The organism is Thiocapsa imhoffii (genome assembly GCF_016583985.1).
Classification (GTDB): Bacteria; Pseudomonadota; Gammaproteobacteria; order Chromatiales; family Chromatiaceae; genus Thiocapsa; species Thiocapsa imhoffii.
In genome coordinates, this window is record NZ_NRSD01000032.1 from 1 (window position 1) to 15534 (window position 15534).

Consider the following 15534-nt stretch of genomic DNA (forward strand, 5'->3'; position numbering starts at 1 on the left):
CGCGGGTGGGGACGGCGCCTGGTCATCGAATAAACGACTCAGGATCTTTTGAAAAAATGAGCTCACGTGATTGCTCCTCGATTCAGCCGGATCAGTACGCCGGGATCGCCAGACGAAGACTCAGCCCACCCGGCAGGGTCACCTCCTCCCCAGGTGTCCAGACGTGGGCCTGATCCTTTGGCAGACTGCGTCCATCGGGCAGGGTGATGGGCGATTTACCGATATTGAAGAGCTGGATGCGACCATGACTCCAATAGATTCGCGCCTGCTGGCGTGAGCACAAGGCTTCGGCTGGACTGCTGGCGAAGTGATTGCGCAAGTCGATGTCCGGGAAAACCGCCTTTGAGGCGGAGAACTTGCCCACGAGCAGACTCTTGTGTGGTGTCAGCGGACAGGTGAGCTGGTGAATCCGCTCACCCTGGCGATAGACCTGGATCTCGTACTCGCGATCGGGATCGAGCCGAGGCGCGGACGCCGATGCTACAAACCCGGGCGAAGACACAGCCGGCGGATGGCTCTGAGCATCCCTGCTTTCGGTGGAGCGGGACACCGGCGGGTCGGACGAATGACCACTCCGGACCCGAATGTCCTCGGGGGTCGGGATGCTCACTGCTTGATCTTTGGACTGGTCGAGCCGACGGCCCTGGATCTGTGGTCCGCGCGGTGCACTGGCGACGGACGGCGAGGCGGCAAGTGACGCTGAATCCGGGGTGGAGGCCGATTGCGAAGACAGCGCTGGCAGGATCTTGAGCAGGAGTTCATCGGCGCGTGGTTCGCCAGCACGTCGATATCTCAGCGTCTGGATACCGACCAGATTCGCCGGGATCTTGATGGCGAAGCTCAGGCCGTCTCCCGGCATGGGTGTGATGGTCAGCCCCGGCGGGATATCCATCCAGTCGATCAGGGGCGCTGGCCCCGTCCCCATGAGCGGCAGATGGAAGATCCAGGTCTCACCGGCGCGCGCCGTCCGCGGGCCGGGCGCCTTGCCGTCTTTCCAGATCCAGGTTGATGTGTGGCTCACGTTCGCTGACTCCAGGCGCGATTAGTAGTCGATGTCACTGAAGCTGGACGTTGCCGTCGTTCCTAACTCGGCGGCGTCCTGTGCGATCGTCGATTTGGTGCTGCTGGCGCCGACCCAGTTGAGATCGTCGTCACTCAAGCCGTGCTTCTGCTGCAACTTGTTGCGCAGCGTTTGGTAGTGACGCAGCCGGTCCTGATCGTCGATGAGATGGGCGCGCCGGGTCATCTCGTCGAGAATGCTCAGCGCCTGGCGCCAGTCCTGAGTCTGGACGGCCAGAAAATGCTCGTAGAACTTGGCCAGCTCGGCCTCAGCGAACATGTCGTCGACACTGGTGTCCCGCAACGGTAGGCCCTGATTACGGCAACTGAACGCGATACTGAGCGCGGCGCGCTGACCGCTGAGTCCAACGGCCGGCAGATCATAGTCGAGCCGCACCTCGGCGAAGGGGTGCTGACTGGAGTCGGTTGGCAGGTCCAGATTGGCCTTGAACAAGTAGATGTTGCGCTTGTCCTGACGCAGGGTGCGCACCGGGATCTCCAGGGAGAAACGCCCGCCGCTGCCGGCTTGGAGCCGGGAGTAGTAGCGCGTTTCGGGAGCGGTCTGGTAGATCTCCAGATCGCGTAGTCCCTTGGCGAACTGGACGTTGAGAAAGACATTGGTGGCGATGGTGCGCTGGGCGCTGACCAGGAGCTGCTCAAACAGGGCATTGGCACGGTCGCGGGTATCGAGGCGTTCGGTCCGGCCATTGGATGACGCGGAGAGTTGGCGCATGTAACCGAAATTGAAATCGGCTCCGACCCCCATGCAGTCAATGGTCACGCCGGCCTGCCCCAGGGACTCGATGAGCCGGAGAGTATTGGCCGGATCGCCGTTGGTGGGGTTGCCGTCGGTGAGAAAGAAGATCCGGCGGCTGCCGGCCGTGCCGTTGCTCAGCACCGCCTGGGCCATCTTCAGTCCGGCCTCGAAGTTGGTGGCTCCATTGTACTTGCGCAGCGTCTCCAGCAGGGCGGAGATCTCGCCGGCACGCCCGCTCGGCAGGCGTTCGGCGATGAGGTGCGCCTGACTGTCGTAGAAGATGATCGAAACCGTGTCCTGTGGCCCGAGATGCGGCAGGATCTGTTGCGCCGCCGCGATCACGCCATCGCGTTTGGTCCGGGTATCGCCCTGGGTGAAGGGCTCGTCCATGGAACCGCTGGAGTCGAGCAGCAGACAGATGTCGGTCGGAACCTGGGTATGTTGCCGACGAAACTCCTCTGCGGGTTCAATATCGAGACGCACGATCACCGGGACGTCCGGCTGTCCCTTGAGCAGCAGATCCTGATTGAGGGCGATGTTGAGTCGGATCTCTTCGGCCATGTCGGAGGCTCCTCAAATATCGGCGAATGGCGTGGGGTGGCGGCTCGGATACTCTCACTTGGCCGCGCGGTGTTCGGTCTGGGGGTCGTCATCGACGATGACGCGCAGCAGCACAGCGGTGATGTTGTCGTCGCCCTTGTCGTCGTCGGCGGCGCGGGACAGCTGTCGCGCCAGTTCGCGACAGTGACTTTCGTGATGTCGTCCGAGAAGGGCCAGGAGGCGCTGTTCCTTCTCGGTCTCGCTCTCGCCCTTCAGACCGCTGAGCAGTCCGTCGGAGCACAGCAGCAGCCAGTCCTCGGCACCGAGCAGACAGGTGTCGCGCGAGACCTTCTGTTCCACGGCCGCGAAACGGCGTGTCTGCGGATCATACCGGCACTGTCCCAGAACCCGCACCAACGCCGCGCCCTGATCGGATCGTTCGTAACGCGATTCACGCGAGCGCAGCAGGGCTTCCATTTCGACATTGTGATCCTCGGTCAGACGCACGACGCCCTGGGGCGAGAGCCGGTAGGCGCGCGAGTCGCCCCAGTGCCCGATCAGTGCGCGATTGCCCCGCACCAGGGCCAGAACCAGGGTGCTGGACATGGTTTCAGCCGTGGCGGGCGATTCCGCATCCTCCGTCAGGTGGCTGTTGATCTTATCAACGACGGCCTGATGGGCATTTTCAAAAAACTCTTCGATCAGTTGCCAGCCGTCGGCCTCCCAGGTGTCGCTTGCGGCCAAGGCGTCGAGCCGTTCGGTCAGGGTTCGGCGCTGACGCTCGGCCAGCTCGCGCACGGTGAAGCTGGCCTGTCCACCGCTCCCCAGGCTGGCGGTCGAGACGCCATCGGCCACGGCAAGCAAGGTCGCACCCGGCACGTCATTGAGGATGACGAGCATGTCTTCGTTCTGATGGCTGCGTTTGTTGCGCCCAAACAGGCTCTCGCCGCCGGTTTCGTGCCGGGCGATCGCGATCTCCGATTGTGTCTCGCAGTCGTGAACCAGAGCCTGAAGCGCCTGCCAGCACTCCAGCGGAGTCTGTCGGGAATCGGCTGGCAGGCGTAGCCAGGTCCGTAGCCAGGCGCGCAACGCGTTGGGCAAATGTGGATTGTAGACACGAAAGCGTTCGATCTGATCGAGCAGCGAGGCTTGGTTGGCGGCGGGCGGCAGGCGGGTGAGTGTGTGTAGAATCCAGTAAGCATAGGTGTGCGTCGTTGCTGCCGCTGGCGTCAGCTCGGGAGGGATCTCGCGCTTGCGCAGGGCCGGATGCATCCAGCCCAGCTCGTAGGTACTCAGGAGTCGGTCGGTGCCATTGCGCGCCGAGCCGAGCAGGGACTCCCAGTCGGCATCGAGGCGATCTTCGTACAGGTAGAAGTCGCTCGGATGCAGGCGTGTAATCATCAAATCGGCGCGGTTGGCGGCGGTGAGCAGTTCGGCTAACCGCTGGGCACCCGTCATCAGTGGCGAGTCGCTGTGCAGTTGTTCGGCCAAGGCCGTGGCGTCCATGACGGTGAACCGCGCCTGCAGACTGGAGGGCTCGCGCTGGTTGAAGCGCGACTCGAAGAGGTCGGAATCCTCTATCAGCAGTGCGTACCAGTCGATGAGCGTGGTCTCGGCCAGCGACTCTGCCCAATCGGGGGGCGGATTCAGCGGAATGGCCTCGCGCAGGACGGCACTGCCAGCATTCCAAAGCATCTCTGGAGAGAGCCTGTCCGGAAACGCCTCCGCCACATACTCAAGCGTCCGCTTTAGGCGTTTCATCAGCTCGTCCAGCTCAGTGCTGTTCATGGTGAGGGGTCCTTATCGGCTGACTGAAGCATCGACCGCGTGACGCACGGCCTCCCACTCCTGTTTGCTCAGGGTTAGATTCTCGCGCAGCAGTGCATCGAACGCATCCAGGCGCGTGTCGATCTCGTGGACGAGGGCTTCACCGCGCTCACGCTGGCGATCCTGCTCATGTAGCAATTCAGCATTGGTGCGCGCTCGTAAGTGCTGGATATCGAGGCGTCGTGCCAGGGCGTCGCGAAAGGGCACCAGGCTCTTGAGGCGCTCGAGCCACTCGACCTCGTCGCGTAGATGCGACGAATCGGCATTCCGAGCGTCGAGCTCGGTTTGCAGTGCACTCTTGCGCGCACTGAGCTCGGACAGTCGCTGCTCGATGTCGCGAAGTTGGGCGCCGAGACGGCTGATATCGCTCTCTAGAGCGCTACTGTCGGGCGCATAGGCGTCGGCACTGCTGATCATGAACTGGAGGTTGTCTAGGAGCGGTCGAAGCTCCTGACGCCAGTGGCGGTAATCGAGCTCCCGCGCCGTCTGCCACTCGGATTCGCTGGTGGCGAAGCGGTTGATGACCTCGTTAGTCAGGCGCAGCAACAGGATCTCCTGGAGGAGTCCAGACTGTCCTAGGGCAGCGTCGAGTTTTTGATGCAGGTTGTCTAGATGGGCTGGTCGGGCGTTCACAGTAGGTCACCACAGTCTTTCGGGCCAGGGATGTCGCTGTCCTCGATGCAAGCGCGGTCGAGCGGTCCGCCGGCGATCAAGAGGCGTTGGGCGAGTCGGCGCTTGGCGCGCTGGAAGAGTTGTTGCGCGGTGCCGGCATTGCCGAAGCCATCGGTCCGATTGGCCAGCATCCAGGTGAAGAGCTCAAGCAGCTTTTGGCGCGCCGGCTCGCGACAGTCCAGACCGTCTTTGTGGGCCGTCTGCATGAACACTGTCACCAGCTCCTCGGCGCTGAAGTCCTCGAACAGGATGGTTTCAAACCGGCGCTTCAAACCAGGGTCGATGCCGTAGATGGCCTGCATCTGGTCGCGATAACCGGCGAAGATGACAACCAACTCATCGGCATGGCGACTGAGCAGCGGCGTCAGGGCACCCAGCGCGTTTGATCCATAGCTGTGCGGCTGGGCGAGCTGATGGGCCTCGTCGATGAAGAGCACGCCGCCGATGGCCTCCATGAAGCGCTTGCGCACAATCTGCTCGGTCTGCCCGAGATGGGGCTGGCCCGACAGCTCACTGGCGGTCAGTTCGGTCAGACGCGCCGTCTTCAGCAGACCAATCTGCTTGAGTTGGGCGGCCATGAGTCGCGCCACCGTGGTCTTGCCGGTGCCGGGGTTGCCAAGAAAGAGATAGTGATTGAGCGCGATTCGGCCACTGGTGCCGCTCTGCGCCTGGCGACGTTGCTCGAAGGCGAGCAGGTCGAGCAGCTCGCGCACCTGCCGCTTAACGCCGCGCAGCCCGACCAGGGACTCCAGCTCGGCGAGTGGGCCGGCCTGGGTGCTCGCTTCGATCTGTTGCAGATAGCCCTGATAGGCTGGCGGGAGATGGCGGAGGCCGAAGTGATGGGTTGCTGCCGGCGCTTCCAGTTCATCGATGACCGCAGTGCGCATGTCGCGAAACAGGGCTTCGATGTCGCGAGCGTTGCCGAAGTTTTGGGGGCGTTCGTCATGGACCTCCTGAAACAGCGTGGGTAGCAACTCCTGGAACTCGTCATCGAGGACGACCGGCGGCTGGGCGCGATACACGTAATGCTCAAAGATCGCCTGGAGTTGTGCCGGGCCGTAATCCTCCAGATCGATTCGGGTACAGCGGCTGCTGAAGCCGTCATTGGCAGCGACCAGTCGATCCATGTCGGCGGGATAGCCGGCGAAGATGACGCACAGCCGGTCTTGGTAGCTGCTCATGGCGTCGATTAGGGTGGTAATGGCCTCCGGGCCGAAGTCGTTCTCGCCGCCTTCGACCAGACTGTAAGCCTCGTCGATGAACAGCACGCCGCCGAGCGCGCGCTCGATGCAGGCGCGCGTCTTGAGCGCGGTCTGGCCGACATAGCCGCCGACCAGATCGGCACGTTTGGCCTCGACCGTATGCCCCAGCTCCAGCAGTCCCGCCTCCTGGTAGATCTCCCCGATGAGGCGGGCGAGGGTGGTCTTGCCTGTGCCCGGATTGCCGGCAAGTACAAGATGCATCCATTCCCCAGTGCCGACTGGCCGGGAGGCGGGAGTGAGACGCCGGAGGTCGCTCGGTGATCCGTCGGTGCCGTGACCCATGTCAGGTGCGAGATGACGGTGCTGTTTGAGGCGGCGCTGAACATAGGTCTTGACCGTTTCCAGTCCGATCATGGCCTCCAGACGCTGCCGGGCACTCTGGGTTTCGAGCGCGCGACCGGTGAGGGTGCGCACGCTGTTCGGGTCAAGGCGCTGACTAGTGCGTACTAGTCGCTCCAGGGCATGCTCTAGCTGCAACAGCGAACCACTGCGCGCACTTTGGGCGGTCTGGCGGTTTGCATCGAGCGTTCCCGTCTTGAGCGCGGCGGTCAGACGCAACAGGCTCTGATCCAGTGTTGGCCAGTCGAGATCCAGACCCTGAAGTAGCCGGTAATTGTGCACCAAACGCCGGACCTCGTCGTGCTCGGGTGCGCCGATGGGCACCAGTTTGGCGATCCCTTGTGCGTGTCCTTGCGTATCGAGGTTAAGCAACAGATTGAGCGCGGGTTTGCGGCGCAACTGCTCGGCGAGTTGCTCCAAGTCCTGCCCGAAAACAAAGACTAGGATTGCGCGCTGGCTTGGCGGCAAGGTGCGGATGCTATCGAGAAAGCCGCGAAACTGTTCGACAACTGGCCCGTTGGTGCTGAAATCGGCGAGATGGTCACTGTCGAAGACGACCGCGACCGCTGGCGCACCCGGGTTGGTCAGCCGGCGCAGGGTTGGGAGCATCTCAGTCAGGCGACTGAGATCGGGGTAGCACAGCGGGCTGTCGTTGGCGGTGTTCGCGGCGGTCTGCATCGCTGGGGACTGATTGGCGGCGGCTCGGCGACGTAACGACAACCTGCCGGGGGCGGGCGCGAGTGGTGAGCGACGCTCCGATTCGATGGGTCTGGGATGAGAATCGGCCGTGGGTGGCGTGCCAGATATGACACGATCACGCGATTCACGATCGTAAAAATACAGTCCGCGATGGCTATAGTAGAGCCGAGTGTCGTAGCCGAGTGCGCCCAGATGACGATGCAGAAAGCGATCAAATGGCACCGGTACTCCGCTGGGCGGCACGAAGCGATCGCGCACGGTACCATAGCAGACGAACAGACGATGACCACCGTCGGCGAAGGGTGAGCTCATTGCGGCAGAACCTCGCGCAGGGCCGGATCCAGACCGAGCGGTGGAATGCCCACCATGAGCAGATCCTCCGGACGCGGATGCAGCTCGACTCGACGCGCTGGTTCGATGAAATAGGATGTGCCCGGTTCGCGATAGGCGTCGGTCAGCAAATGGACGCGCTGATTGCTCGAACCGCGCAGCCCGCGATTGTCGTTGTACTCGGCCTGATAGCGTCCATCGATGAGCACATCCACCTGAGCCAGCAAAGCCAGGCGTTCGGGATGGCCCTGGATCTGAAGCTCCTCCAGCGTGAAGCCGGTATAGAGGACGAGGGTGAAGCCCGGCCGTTGGACGCGCACCTGCTCGATGAGGCGCCGGCAAGCCAATGGCTGTAGCATCGGCTCGCCACCGGATAGGGTGAGTCCTTCCACCTCGAGCGTGCTCATGATGTCCCGTGCCAGGGTCTCAACCGCGATCAGGCGGTTGCGTCGCCGCACGCGCCAATCAGCGGCCAGACAGCCTGGGCAGTCGAAGTGGCAGCCCTGCACCCAGAGCGCGTAGCGCAAACCTGGTCCCAGGGCGCGGGTCTGGCGACAGTGCGCGGCCAGGTTGAGCGTGCGGGCCTTATCGACTTTCTCCGTCATGTCTGGCATGTCCCGTGGCCGCTAGGTCTTACCATCAGAGGTTGTGCTCGAGGTGGACCGCACGCGCGCAAAATTGCGTCGCTCGTCCGGACCATTGGTCTTGGCATAGGCCGGCTCGCAGGCCATTTCGCCCACGGACATTTCGCCCTCGGTCTCGATCTGCTCGCGGATCAGTTTCAGGCGCTCCTCGCGCACCTGATCGTTCGGGCTGTGATCGAAGAAATCAAAGGTCACCCGATTGGCGAAATCTTCGCCGATAGGTTCAACGATGGTGACCATTTCTTCGCCATTGCCGTTGCGCAGCTTCATATGAAAAGCACGCCGCGTGTCCTCTGCCTCGTAGGTGCTGTCGATGTGCTGGTAGCCCAGACGCTCCAGACGTTCTAACATGAGCTCCTGGATGTCGCGGCGCTGAATAGATGAGAAGGCGGCATTACGCGCCATGGCGACCAGGGCCAGGGCCTCGTCGGCCATGGCATCGGCTTCGGCGCGCCGAGCCGTCAGCTCTTCCGCGTTCAAGGCGACCTTGGGGTCGGCGCTCTGCGCCAAAATGGGATCGAGCCGCGCCCGCAAGGACTGCCAGCGGCCCTCGGTCCAATAGTCGACCTCGACCTCCAGGGCCTGATCGGTGTCGAATTGATATCGAATCAGGCTATGTTCATCAAGGAACAGCAAGGCTGCCGTGGCGCTCTCATGCGCGGCCTGACGCAGATGCTCCCAGCGCAGTTCCTCAAGTTCGAGCCGTTCGCGCAGTTGATGTGCTTGCAAAAAGGCTTCCTGTCCGCTGGCGATCGCACTTTGATAGATGCCCTGGGATATGTTGCTGCGCGCTAGTTGCAGGCGCTGTTCAAGCCGCGCCAGTTCGCCAGGCGCGAACTGTTCATGGCGGTAGCGATCGCGCACGAAATCGAGTTCTCGTTGCAGGTTATTAATCCATTCGCGCGCCAGTTCCTGCTCGTTATGCAGGCGTTGGCGCATGTCGTCGGCTAGCGCGTCGATATTCGCCTGCAAGATCGCGCCCTGTTGCTGTAATGCCGCATCGAAGTGCAGATGCTGCCTCTCGAAGAGATCGAGGTACTCCTGGCGTTGCGTCCCGAGATCCTGGCGGACCTGTTCGGTCAAGGCGTTGACACGCTCGTCGACGCGAGTGATGTCCTTCGAGAGACGGGTATCGAGGCGTCCCATACGATCATCGAGTGTTTTAAACTGGGTGTCGGTATAGGCGCGCTGCCGCTCGATGGCCTCAGACAGTCCTTTTTGATAGACGCGGCGCTGCTCATCGAAGCGCTGTCTAGTCGCTTTTTCGAGTGATTGCATCTCCTCGCCAAGGCTTCGGACATGGCGTTCATATCGAGCTTCATTGTCGGCCAGGCGCTGCTGTAAGAGACGCGCCTCGGTTGCACGTGCCTGCTGTTGCCGTTCGAGTAGTCGGCGCTCGGATTCGAGCGCTTCAGCACGCTTGGCGCGGCGCTGCAGCTCCGCAACCCGATCTTGGCGCAGGCTGACGTAGGTGTAAGTCTCTCCGCTCATGGCTAATCTCCCTCGTGGCGATTGACGGGCAGGATGCGATATTCTTCTATGCGGGCACCGCAGGTGCGCATCTGTTCGATGCTCAGTTCCTCACCACGCAGATCCGGCGGCAGGTCGAGTGACAAGTGCAGATATCGCCCGCCGCGTGTGCAGACCTCAGCGGCAAGGTTGACTGGGAGCGAGCCGATGATCTGATCGCCCGGTTGAATGATGGCAGGATCGAGATGGGCAACAACCGCGTCGACCTGGAGGCCTTCTGCGAAGGCCCAATCGTACGCTCCAGGATGGCGGGTGACGAAATAGATGCTCATGGTTCCGTTCCTGTCTCTGTGTGCTATCCCAATTTTGCTTTGAGAATGCTGTATGCGTTCAGTCGGCAAACAAAAAAGGCTTCACCCATTTAGTTAAGGATTCCTCAAAAGTGAGTCCCTTCGTGCCGAGTTGTTCAGGAAATGTGAATTCGATCAGATCGAAGTGGTCCCATTCATTGATTTTATTGGCATTCTCTGAAATTTCCTTATGCCATTCCAAATCGGACAAGGGTTCGAAGAAAGGGATGCAGATCGCCATTTTGGCGATTTGCGACGAGCTTCGCTGCAAGACTGAATAACGTGAATTCATATCCTTCAGTGGCGCATCGAATGCCTTGCATTCGAGATGCAGCAAACGCCCGTTCTTGAGCAGCAACGCGACATCGAGTTCCGCTTCTATTTTGTTGTTATAAGATGGAGTGATTTTCACATTACGCCATATCGACTGGATCATTTTTGCGAAATTAGGATTTTGATTGATCCAGCGGATGACTCGCACCGAAACGGCGTCTTCCAGATCCCGACCAACATCAGGCGCTTCTTCGTCGCTAGCGCGTTTTGGCTGTTTCTTCCATGCATCTGCGTCGAGCCTATGGGCGGCGTCATAGATTTTTTTCAGATAATGATCTTCGTTTTGAATCTTCTTCAATCCGCAGCAGTCCAGAACTATTTTTGTAAGTGCTTGCCTTTTTTCCGGAGAAATTCGGACAGCTTCCTCATATGAAAACGCAGGCTCTGGGCAGGATGGGCGTGACTTCTCCCACTCCCAAATCCTTTGATGGCGTTTGCTGGTGTAATCGATATCTTTTCCATATAACGGCAATTCCGGGGAGTCGGATGGCCATATTTGCTCCGCTTCGCCGAGAATTTTTTTGTTATTACAGGTCAACATATCCAACAAATCGACTCCGCGACCTTGATAAGGAATCGCTTCGACGGGTTCCTGCCGGTCGCGATGATAACGATAACGCTCCAGTAAGCAAACACGATCCGAGTTATACAATAGCTCTGATATATGGCCGTTGAGTGCTTTAGAAGTTGCAAGCATCTGCAATTTCGTTCCTCCATTAGCAACCAACTTGATCGTGAAATCAGTCGTCTGTAATGCCGGATGCTCCGTCAGAATCTGCTGAATCGACACCGGATCATCGTCGACCGGAAGTGTCTCGATATCTGAGATACCGTAGCGGCGCAACACAACGCATGCGCCCTGACTCCAGTTGTTTTTGCGTGCCGTCTCGCTCTCGATCCAGAGGACGCGATCTCCAGGTTTGCCCAGTTCCAGGATCGGCAGGATGTTGGCGATATTTTGTTGCGTGGACAGCGCGACGAACAGGCTTGCTTGGGGCATGACTCGGTCTCCTTGTACCGATGGTGTTGGGTGCGGCTACTGGTACAACGCGAGGTTCGGGGCGATTTTCAATGGCACGCGGGACTCGGATCGGCCGCTCGCCCGTGCGAAGGACCGATCCGATGACTGCCGGGCGTACCCGGATGTTCAGGTGGCGATGGGGGTCTCGCCAACCGCCAGAATGGCCGCCAGCTTCCAAGCGTTACCGATCTGCTCGACGCGGATCTTGCAGTTTTTCAGGGACTTTTTATTTTTGAGCCGCTGCTTGATCTCTTCTGGAAGATCATCGCGGAGTTTTTGTGCCTCCGGATTGCGCAGTGTGGCCGTCCGCTCCTTATGGGATGCTGAAAGCTCGCCGTTACCAGGGTTGAGCTTGATTTCGACATTGGGCCATTCAGAAGCTGAATCGCTACCAGACTTCTTGCTTCCGTTTTTTCCAAGATCAGGATGGCGTCCCTTGGCATATTCGGACAAAACCAGACGTGCAATCTTAGCATCCTTGAACTGGTTGTCTTTTTCCGTAGACAGTCGCATATAGTGCAAACTGCCTTGAATCGGGTTTTTATCAGGGTCAGCCATCCCTAGCAAACTGATAATTTCGGATGAAGATTTCCAGGATTTTTGTGCTTTCTTCGCACTTTTCTCCATATAAGAAACAAAGGCCTGCATACAACCTTCCCAACTTGGTTGGCTGTCTGAACCAGACGGGTTATTAGCCAGGAAAATGGAGGTTTCCGAATCAATCGAAATGTTGATCTGACCGAATCCAAAGGGTTTTCCCATGCCCAGACTGTGGCGAAGCTGTTCTTCACCAGCCCAAGTCAACGCCCAGCAGATGGCTCCCAACTCTTCCGGTTTGAGATTGTGAAAGCTTATGCGCGTGCTGAAGGCCGTCCCTTCAGGTAAGGTATGCAATTTGATCTGGACCGCCGTATTTTGAGCTTGCTCCGGCGTCAATGACTGAACTCCCATTTGCGCGAGCGGGCGTACCGGATAACGTTTCCAGCCACGCAACTTACAGTTATCATCCATCAGGGTGGAATAATGACCTAAATCTGACAACTTGCCATCTTTGGCGTCCGGCTGCTTGATGTAATTTGGGTAATAGGTAGGTTTCGGCCCATTGAGAATGGTCACCGGCTGCGCCTGTTCGCACGGATCGCCATCCGCCACGGCATGGTGGAATGTCACTCGTCCTTTCAGGCATTGTTCTGAAGCATCGCCGACTCGGCCAAAAATCAACGTCGCCATATCGCTCAAGCTGTCGTCAAGGTGTTTTTGACAACTGTTATTGATCGCATCATGCAACGAATTTTTGTAAGCCAGCTTGTACATCATCGCAAGTCCAAGCGAGGCGACAGTTCCCTTATGCCCTGGTTCTTCCAGATAGAAAACGGGTAACCGATCCTTGCCGCGCCAGTCATCCCAGGCGGTGTGTTCGGAATGCTCAGTTTTTGCATCGTGGATGTCGAGAAAGCCGCGAAAGACTTTTTCCGGCACTTCGATCGGCAAACCATTTGCCCCGTAAAAAATAAATTCCATATGTTTTTTAGGGCTTGGCTGTCCGGTGAATACGAGTGTTCCTGTGGAACTGCCCTGGCCTAGGTTTTTCGCTTTGGAATAAACCAATTGCCCTGGGGTATGCCGATGCGGCTCTTCCGGTCCGGCGTCGAATGTAATATTCAAGTCGCGATTCCATGCATCATATTTCTGTTGAGCAGTTTTACGCTCGTTTTTTGATGCATGAAACCAATGATTCCCGGAAAATTTATCCAGATCGGATTGCTCGACTCGGGAAAAATGACAAGGCTGTATCAACCAGGTTTTTTTGTTTGTATCGAACGTCAACCAACCAGCCTTGGCTTTTGCCTTGTACGTCTTATCTCCAACGGTGCTCGTCATGTAATTGCCGTAAAACGGTCGCGCCGCCGCCGTGAGATCACGCACCCCTAAGCGTCGTTCATCCACCATGCTCATCCGCGAAAAAGTCGCGATCTCGACGACCGCGCGAATCATGCCTTTGAGCGAGGTGCCTGGAATCGCATAGCGTCCATCCGGCATCCGAAAGGGACGCACCTCACCGGGCGCTTCAGCCGTGGCCTTTTGCTGGACTCCACCCACGAGTAACGGGGTATGCGTCGTGATCTTCAGATCCAGGTGTCCAGACACGCCGTCCGCGAAAGGAAGATCATGCGAGACACGATCAGCCCAGTCGGGACAATGTACCCAGTCGGCAAGTGGGACGAAGTTGTAGGGGGCATCAATGGAAACGGGAGGGGCCATGACGAAACTCCTTATTCAGCAAAACCTTGAAACGCAGCAAACACGGGTAAAACGCCATCGAGATCGTCGCGACGCCAGTAGCGGAGATAACGCAATCGGGCTTTGCCCAGAACCTTGACTTTACCTGTCGCCCAGTGGCGAACCTCGTCGGTCAGATAGTCCGGCTCTCCCGTGCCCACTGTTTGACGTTCAGCCAGCACCAAACGCAACGAACCCGGCGAAAGCGTGCGCACGCTCAACGAACGTCCCGCACCGTCACAGGCTTCAGCATCCAGCAACCACCCCCAGTCGCTTTCAGGCTCAGGGAGCTGTCCGTCGACGAACACCAGGGTCTTGGATTGAAACTGTAACCAGCCCTCCACAGGGCGACAGGCCATCAATTCAGTCCAGGCGGCTTCGGGCGTGTCCAGGTGACGGGTCTCCAGCCGCAGCCCGGCCGGCTCCATTTTTCCCAATCCATGTCGTTGCCCGAGACGTTCGTAAGCATCAAGTATCTGAGCGAGACTCATCAGCGCTTCTCCTTTTGTGCCTTTAACCAGATGCGTGTTTCCTCGTCGAGGGGTTGACCGCTGAAGGTGCCATGACCCTTGACCGAACCGGCCCCGAGTGCCAAACGCCCTGCACATAGGTCATCGAGTGCGCGCGCCAACGCAAGTCGTGCATTAGGATCTGTACCCTCAACGCCTGGCAGCAGGGTAATGATCAAGTCGATGGACTGCTGGTAGAGCAGTTCCTCACTGAACAGCATCCGGTTACGCACCCCGCCAGTGAACCGGTCGATGCTGTTGTGCATGAGGTGACCAAGACCTTGTTGACCTGGAATTGGTAAATAAATGTCATCGATCAGAATCCGTCCCGCTCGGCCGGTCGCGTTTCGCGCTCGTCCGGCAGAAGTTTCACGATCCTTTGCATAGCCGAATAGCTCTTGCACCGCTTCGCAGTGTTCAGAGGCGTCCCAGTCAGCCATCGACTCAGGTGCCATCTTCTCTACGAAATTACTGTTGAGGACATTCCAGTGAAAGGCAGTGCGATGGGCGAGGGCCCCTTTTATTGAGGAAGCTGGTATCAGCGCGAGACGCGGTTCGATCTGGCCGTGTCCCTGCTTATTCCAAAGCACCGCTGGTTCGGCTTTTGGCAACAGATCAGGCGTTTTGTCATATTGACCGAAGGCTTTGTTACCTTGACCGATTCGCCAGAAATCATTCGCTTTCAGTCGTAGCCGTAGTTGGTGAATGGGCGAGCGACTGTCAGCAGATGGCAGAGTGGTTATCTTGAGCCCAGTCGTATCGCCAATCGTTTCGGGGAGTGCCTGAAAGCGCGCAATGTCATCTGGTTTGCCGTTCAGATCGAAACAAGCGGTATGTAAGCTCTTGAGGCTGACGGCACCAAGGCCCGCGCGTGTTGCGCCCCCGAGACGCAGGCGTGGATCACCTAGCAGCGCCAAGAGCCCAGTCCAACCCGGATCATCATGATGTTCAGACCACAGCCGCAATTCACCACTGAAGCGGTAACCGGCCAAGAGCACGCTCCGGTCGAATTTCCCTCTGTGTTTCGCTACGCCGCGGTGCGTGAGGCGGACTCGGTCACGAAATACTGGGTCTTCACGGGACGCCAGTGCTGCGCGCAATAGCGCATCGCTTTTCAAACGCTCACGTTCCGAGCCAATCAATAAGCCTTCGATGGGGCGGCCCCTGCTGTCCTGTAGCACACAGGTCGCGACTTCCAAGCGCGAGGCAGCACCTCGGTCTCGTTCCTGATAGCCGAACAGTTTGTCAGACGCCGTTTGACCATGCTCGGTGATCCACAGATGACGCAGCACACCGGCTAGCGAGGTGCCTGGGATGATGGGTAAGCCATTCGCATCGCGCACGATGGGATGATCGTAAATTCCGTCGCTGCCGCCCGTACCAATCGAGAGTGCAGTTCTAGCCTCTAGGGTGAAACGGGCGAGATGCAGCACGGAACGCTT

At 59.0% G+C, this 15534-nt stretch carries 12 protein-coding genes; all 12 read right to left on the minus strand.

Going from position 1 to position 15534, the window contains the following annotated elements:
• Positions 1 to 91: 91 nt before the first annotated feature.
• The 12 genes from CKO25_RS18960 to CKO25_RS19015 all read right to left on the minus strand — a co-directional run bounded on the left by CKO25_RS18960 (position 92) and on the right by CKO25_RS19015 (position 15525).
• Positions 92 to 1021: a hypothetical protein gene (locus CKO25_RS18960; protein ID WP_200389523.1), complete on the minus strand. Its 930-nt coding sequence runs from the start codon at positions 1019 to 1021 to the stop codon at positions 92 to 94.
• Between the two features lie 21 nt (positions 1022 to 1042).
• Positions 1043 to 2377 carry a vWA domain-containing protein gene (locus CKO25_RS18965; protein ID WP_200389524.1) on the minus strand — a complete coding sequence of 445 codons (1335 nt, stop codon included), beginning with the start codon at positions 2375 to 2377 and terminating at the stop codon, positions 1043 to 1045.
• Between the two features lie 54 nt (positions 2378 to 2431).
• Positions 2432 to 4144, minus strand: a complete 1713-nt coding sequence (locus tag CKO25_RS18970; protein WP_200389525.1) for a PP2C family protein-serine/threonine phosphatase — start codon at positions 4142 to 4144, stop codon at positions 2432 to 2434.
• A gap of 12 nt (positions 4145 to 4156) precedes the next feature.
• Complete coding sequence (locus tag CKO25_RS18975) at positions 4157 to 4816, minus strand: hypothetical protein (RefSeq protein WP_200389526.1); 660 nt, start codon at positions 4814 to 4816, stop codon at positions 4157 to 4159.
• Positions 4813 to 7467, minus strand: a complete 2655-nt coding sequence (locus CKO25_RS18980) for an AAA family ATPase (RefSeq protein WP_200389527.1) — start codon at positions 7465 to 7467, stop codon at positions 4813 to 4815. The genes CKO25_RS18975 and CKO25_RS18980 overlap by 4 nt, the downstream gene beginning before the upstream one ends.
• A complete protein-coding gene (locus CKO25_RS18985; RefSeq protein WP_200389528.1) occupies positions 7464 to 8090 on the minus strand; it encodes a 4Fe-4S single cluster domain-containing protein in 627 nt (208 codons plus the stop codon). Before CKO25_RS18985 ends, CKO25_RS18980 begins: the two co-directional genes overlap by 4 nt.
• 21 nt (positions 8091 to 8111) lie before the next feature.
• Entirely contained in the window at positions 8112 to 9620 is a 1509-nt protein-coding gene (locus CKO25_RS18990) for a coiled-coil domain-containing protein (protein WP_200389529.1), read from the minus strand.
• A 2-nt stretch (positions 9621 to 9622) separates the two neighbouring features.
• Complete coding sequence (csx16, locus tag CKO25_RS18995; protein WP_200389530.1) at positions 9623 to 9931, minus strand: CRISPR-associated protein Csx16; 309 nt, start codon at positions 9929 to 9931, stop codon at positions 9623 to 9625.
• 58 nt (positions 9932 to 9989) lie between these two features.
• A complete protein-coding gene (locus CKO25_RS19000; protein ID WP_200389531.1) occupies positions 9990 to 11282 on the minus strand; it encodes a PDDEXK family nuclease in 1293 nt (430 codons plus the stop codon).
• Between the two features lie 147 nt (positions 11283 to 11429).
• On the minus strand, positions 11430 to 13565 hold the full coding sequence (locus tag CKO25_RS19005; protein WP_200389532.1) for a TIGR03986 family type III CRISPR-associated RAMP protein: 2136 nt from the start codon (positions 13563 to 13565) through the stop codon (positions 11430 to 11432).
• An 11-nt stretch (positions 13566 to 13576) separates the two neighbouring features.
• The gene (locus CKO25_RS19010; protein ID WP_200389533.1) at positions 13577 to 14074 is read right to left on the minus strand and encodes a hypothetical protein; all 498 of its coding nucleotides are present in this window, start codon (positions 14072 to 14074) and stop codon (positions 13577 to 13579) included.
• The gene (locus CKO25_RS19015) at positions 14074 to 15525 is read right to left on the minus strand and encodes an RAMP superfamily CRISPR-associated protein (RefSeq protein WP_200389534.1); all 1452 of its coding nucleotides are present in this window, start codon (positions 15523 to 15525) and stop codon (positions 14074 to 14076) included. The genes CKO25_RS19010 and CKO25_RS19015 overlap by 1 nt, the downstream gene beginning before the upstream one ends.
• Between the last annotated feature and the right edge of the window lie 9 nt (positions 15526 to 15534).

Excerpts from the sequence above, each read along its gene's own strand:
- CKO25_RS19005 (WP_200389532.1), bottom strand. The coding sequence starts at position 13,565 with ATGGCCCCTCCCGTTTCCATTGATGCCCCCTACAACTTCGTCCCACTT.
- CKO25_RS18985 (WP_200389528.1), bottom strand. The coding sequence starts at position 8,090 with ATGACGGAGAAAGTCGATAAGGCCCGCACGCTCAACCTGGCCGCGCAC.
- CKO25_RS19010 (WP_200389533.1), bottom strand. The coding sequence starts at position 14,074 with ATGAGTCTCGCTCAGATACTTGATGCTTACGAACGTCTCGGGCAACGA.
- CKO25_RS19000 (WP_200389531.1), bottom strand. The coding sequence starts at position 11,282 with ATGCCCCAAGCAAGCCTGTTCGTCGCGCTGTCCACGCAACAAAATATC.
- CKO25_RS18990 (WP_200389529.1), bottom strand. The coding sequence starts at position 9,620 with ATGAGCGGAGAGACTTACACCTACGTCAGCCTGCGCCAAGATCGGGTT.
- CKO25_RS18970 (WP_200389525.1), bottom strand. The coding sequence starts at position 4,144 with ATGAACAGCACTGAGCTGGACGAGCTGATGAAACGCCTAAAGCGGACG.
- csx16 (WP_200389530.1), bottom strand. The coding sequence starts at position 9,931 with ATGAGCATCTATTTCGTCACCCGCCATCCTGGAGCGTACGATTGGGCC.
- CKO25_RS18965 (WP_200389524.1), bottom strand. The coding sequence starts at position 2,377 with ATGGCCGAAGAGATCCGACTCAACATCGCCCTCAATCAGGATCTGCTG.
- CKO25_RS18980 (WP_200389527.1), bottom strand. The coding sequence starts at position 7,467 with ATGAGCTCACCCTTCGCCGACGGTGGTCATCGTCTGTTCGTCTGCTAT.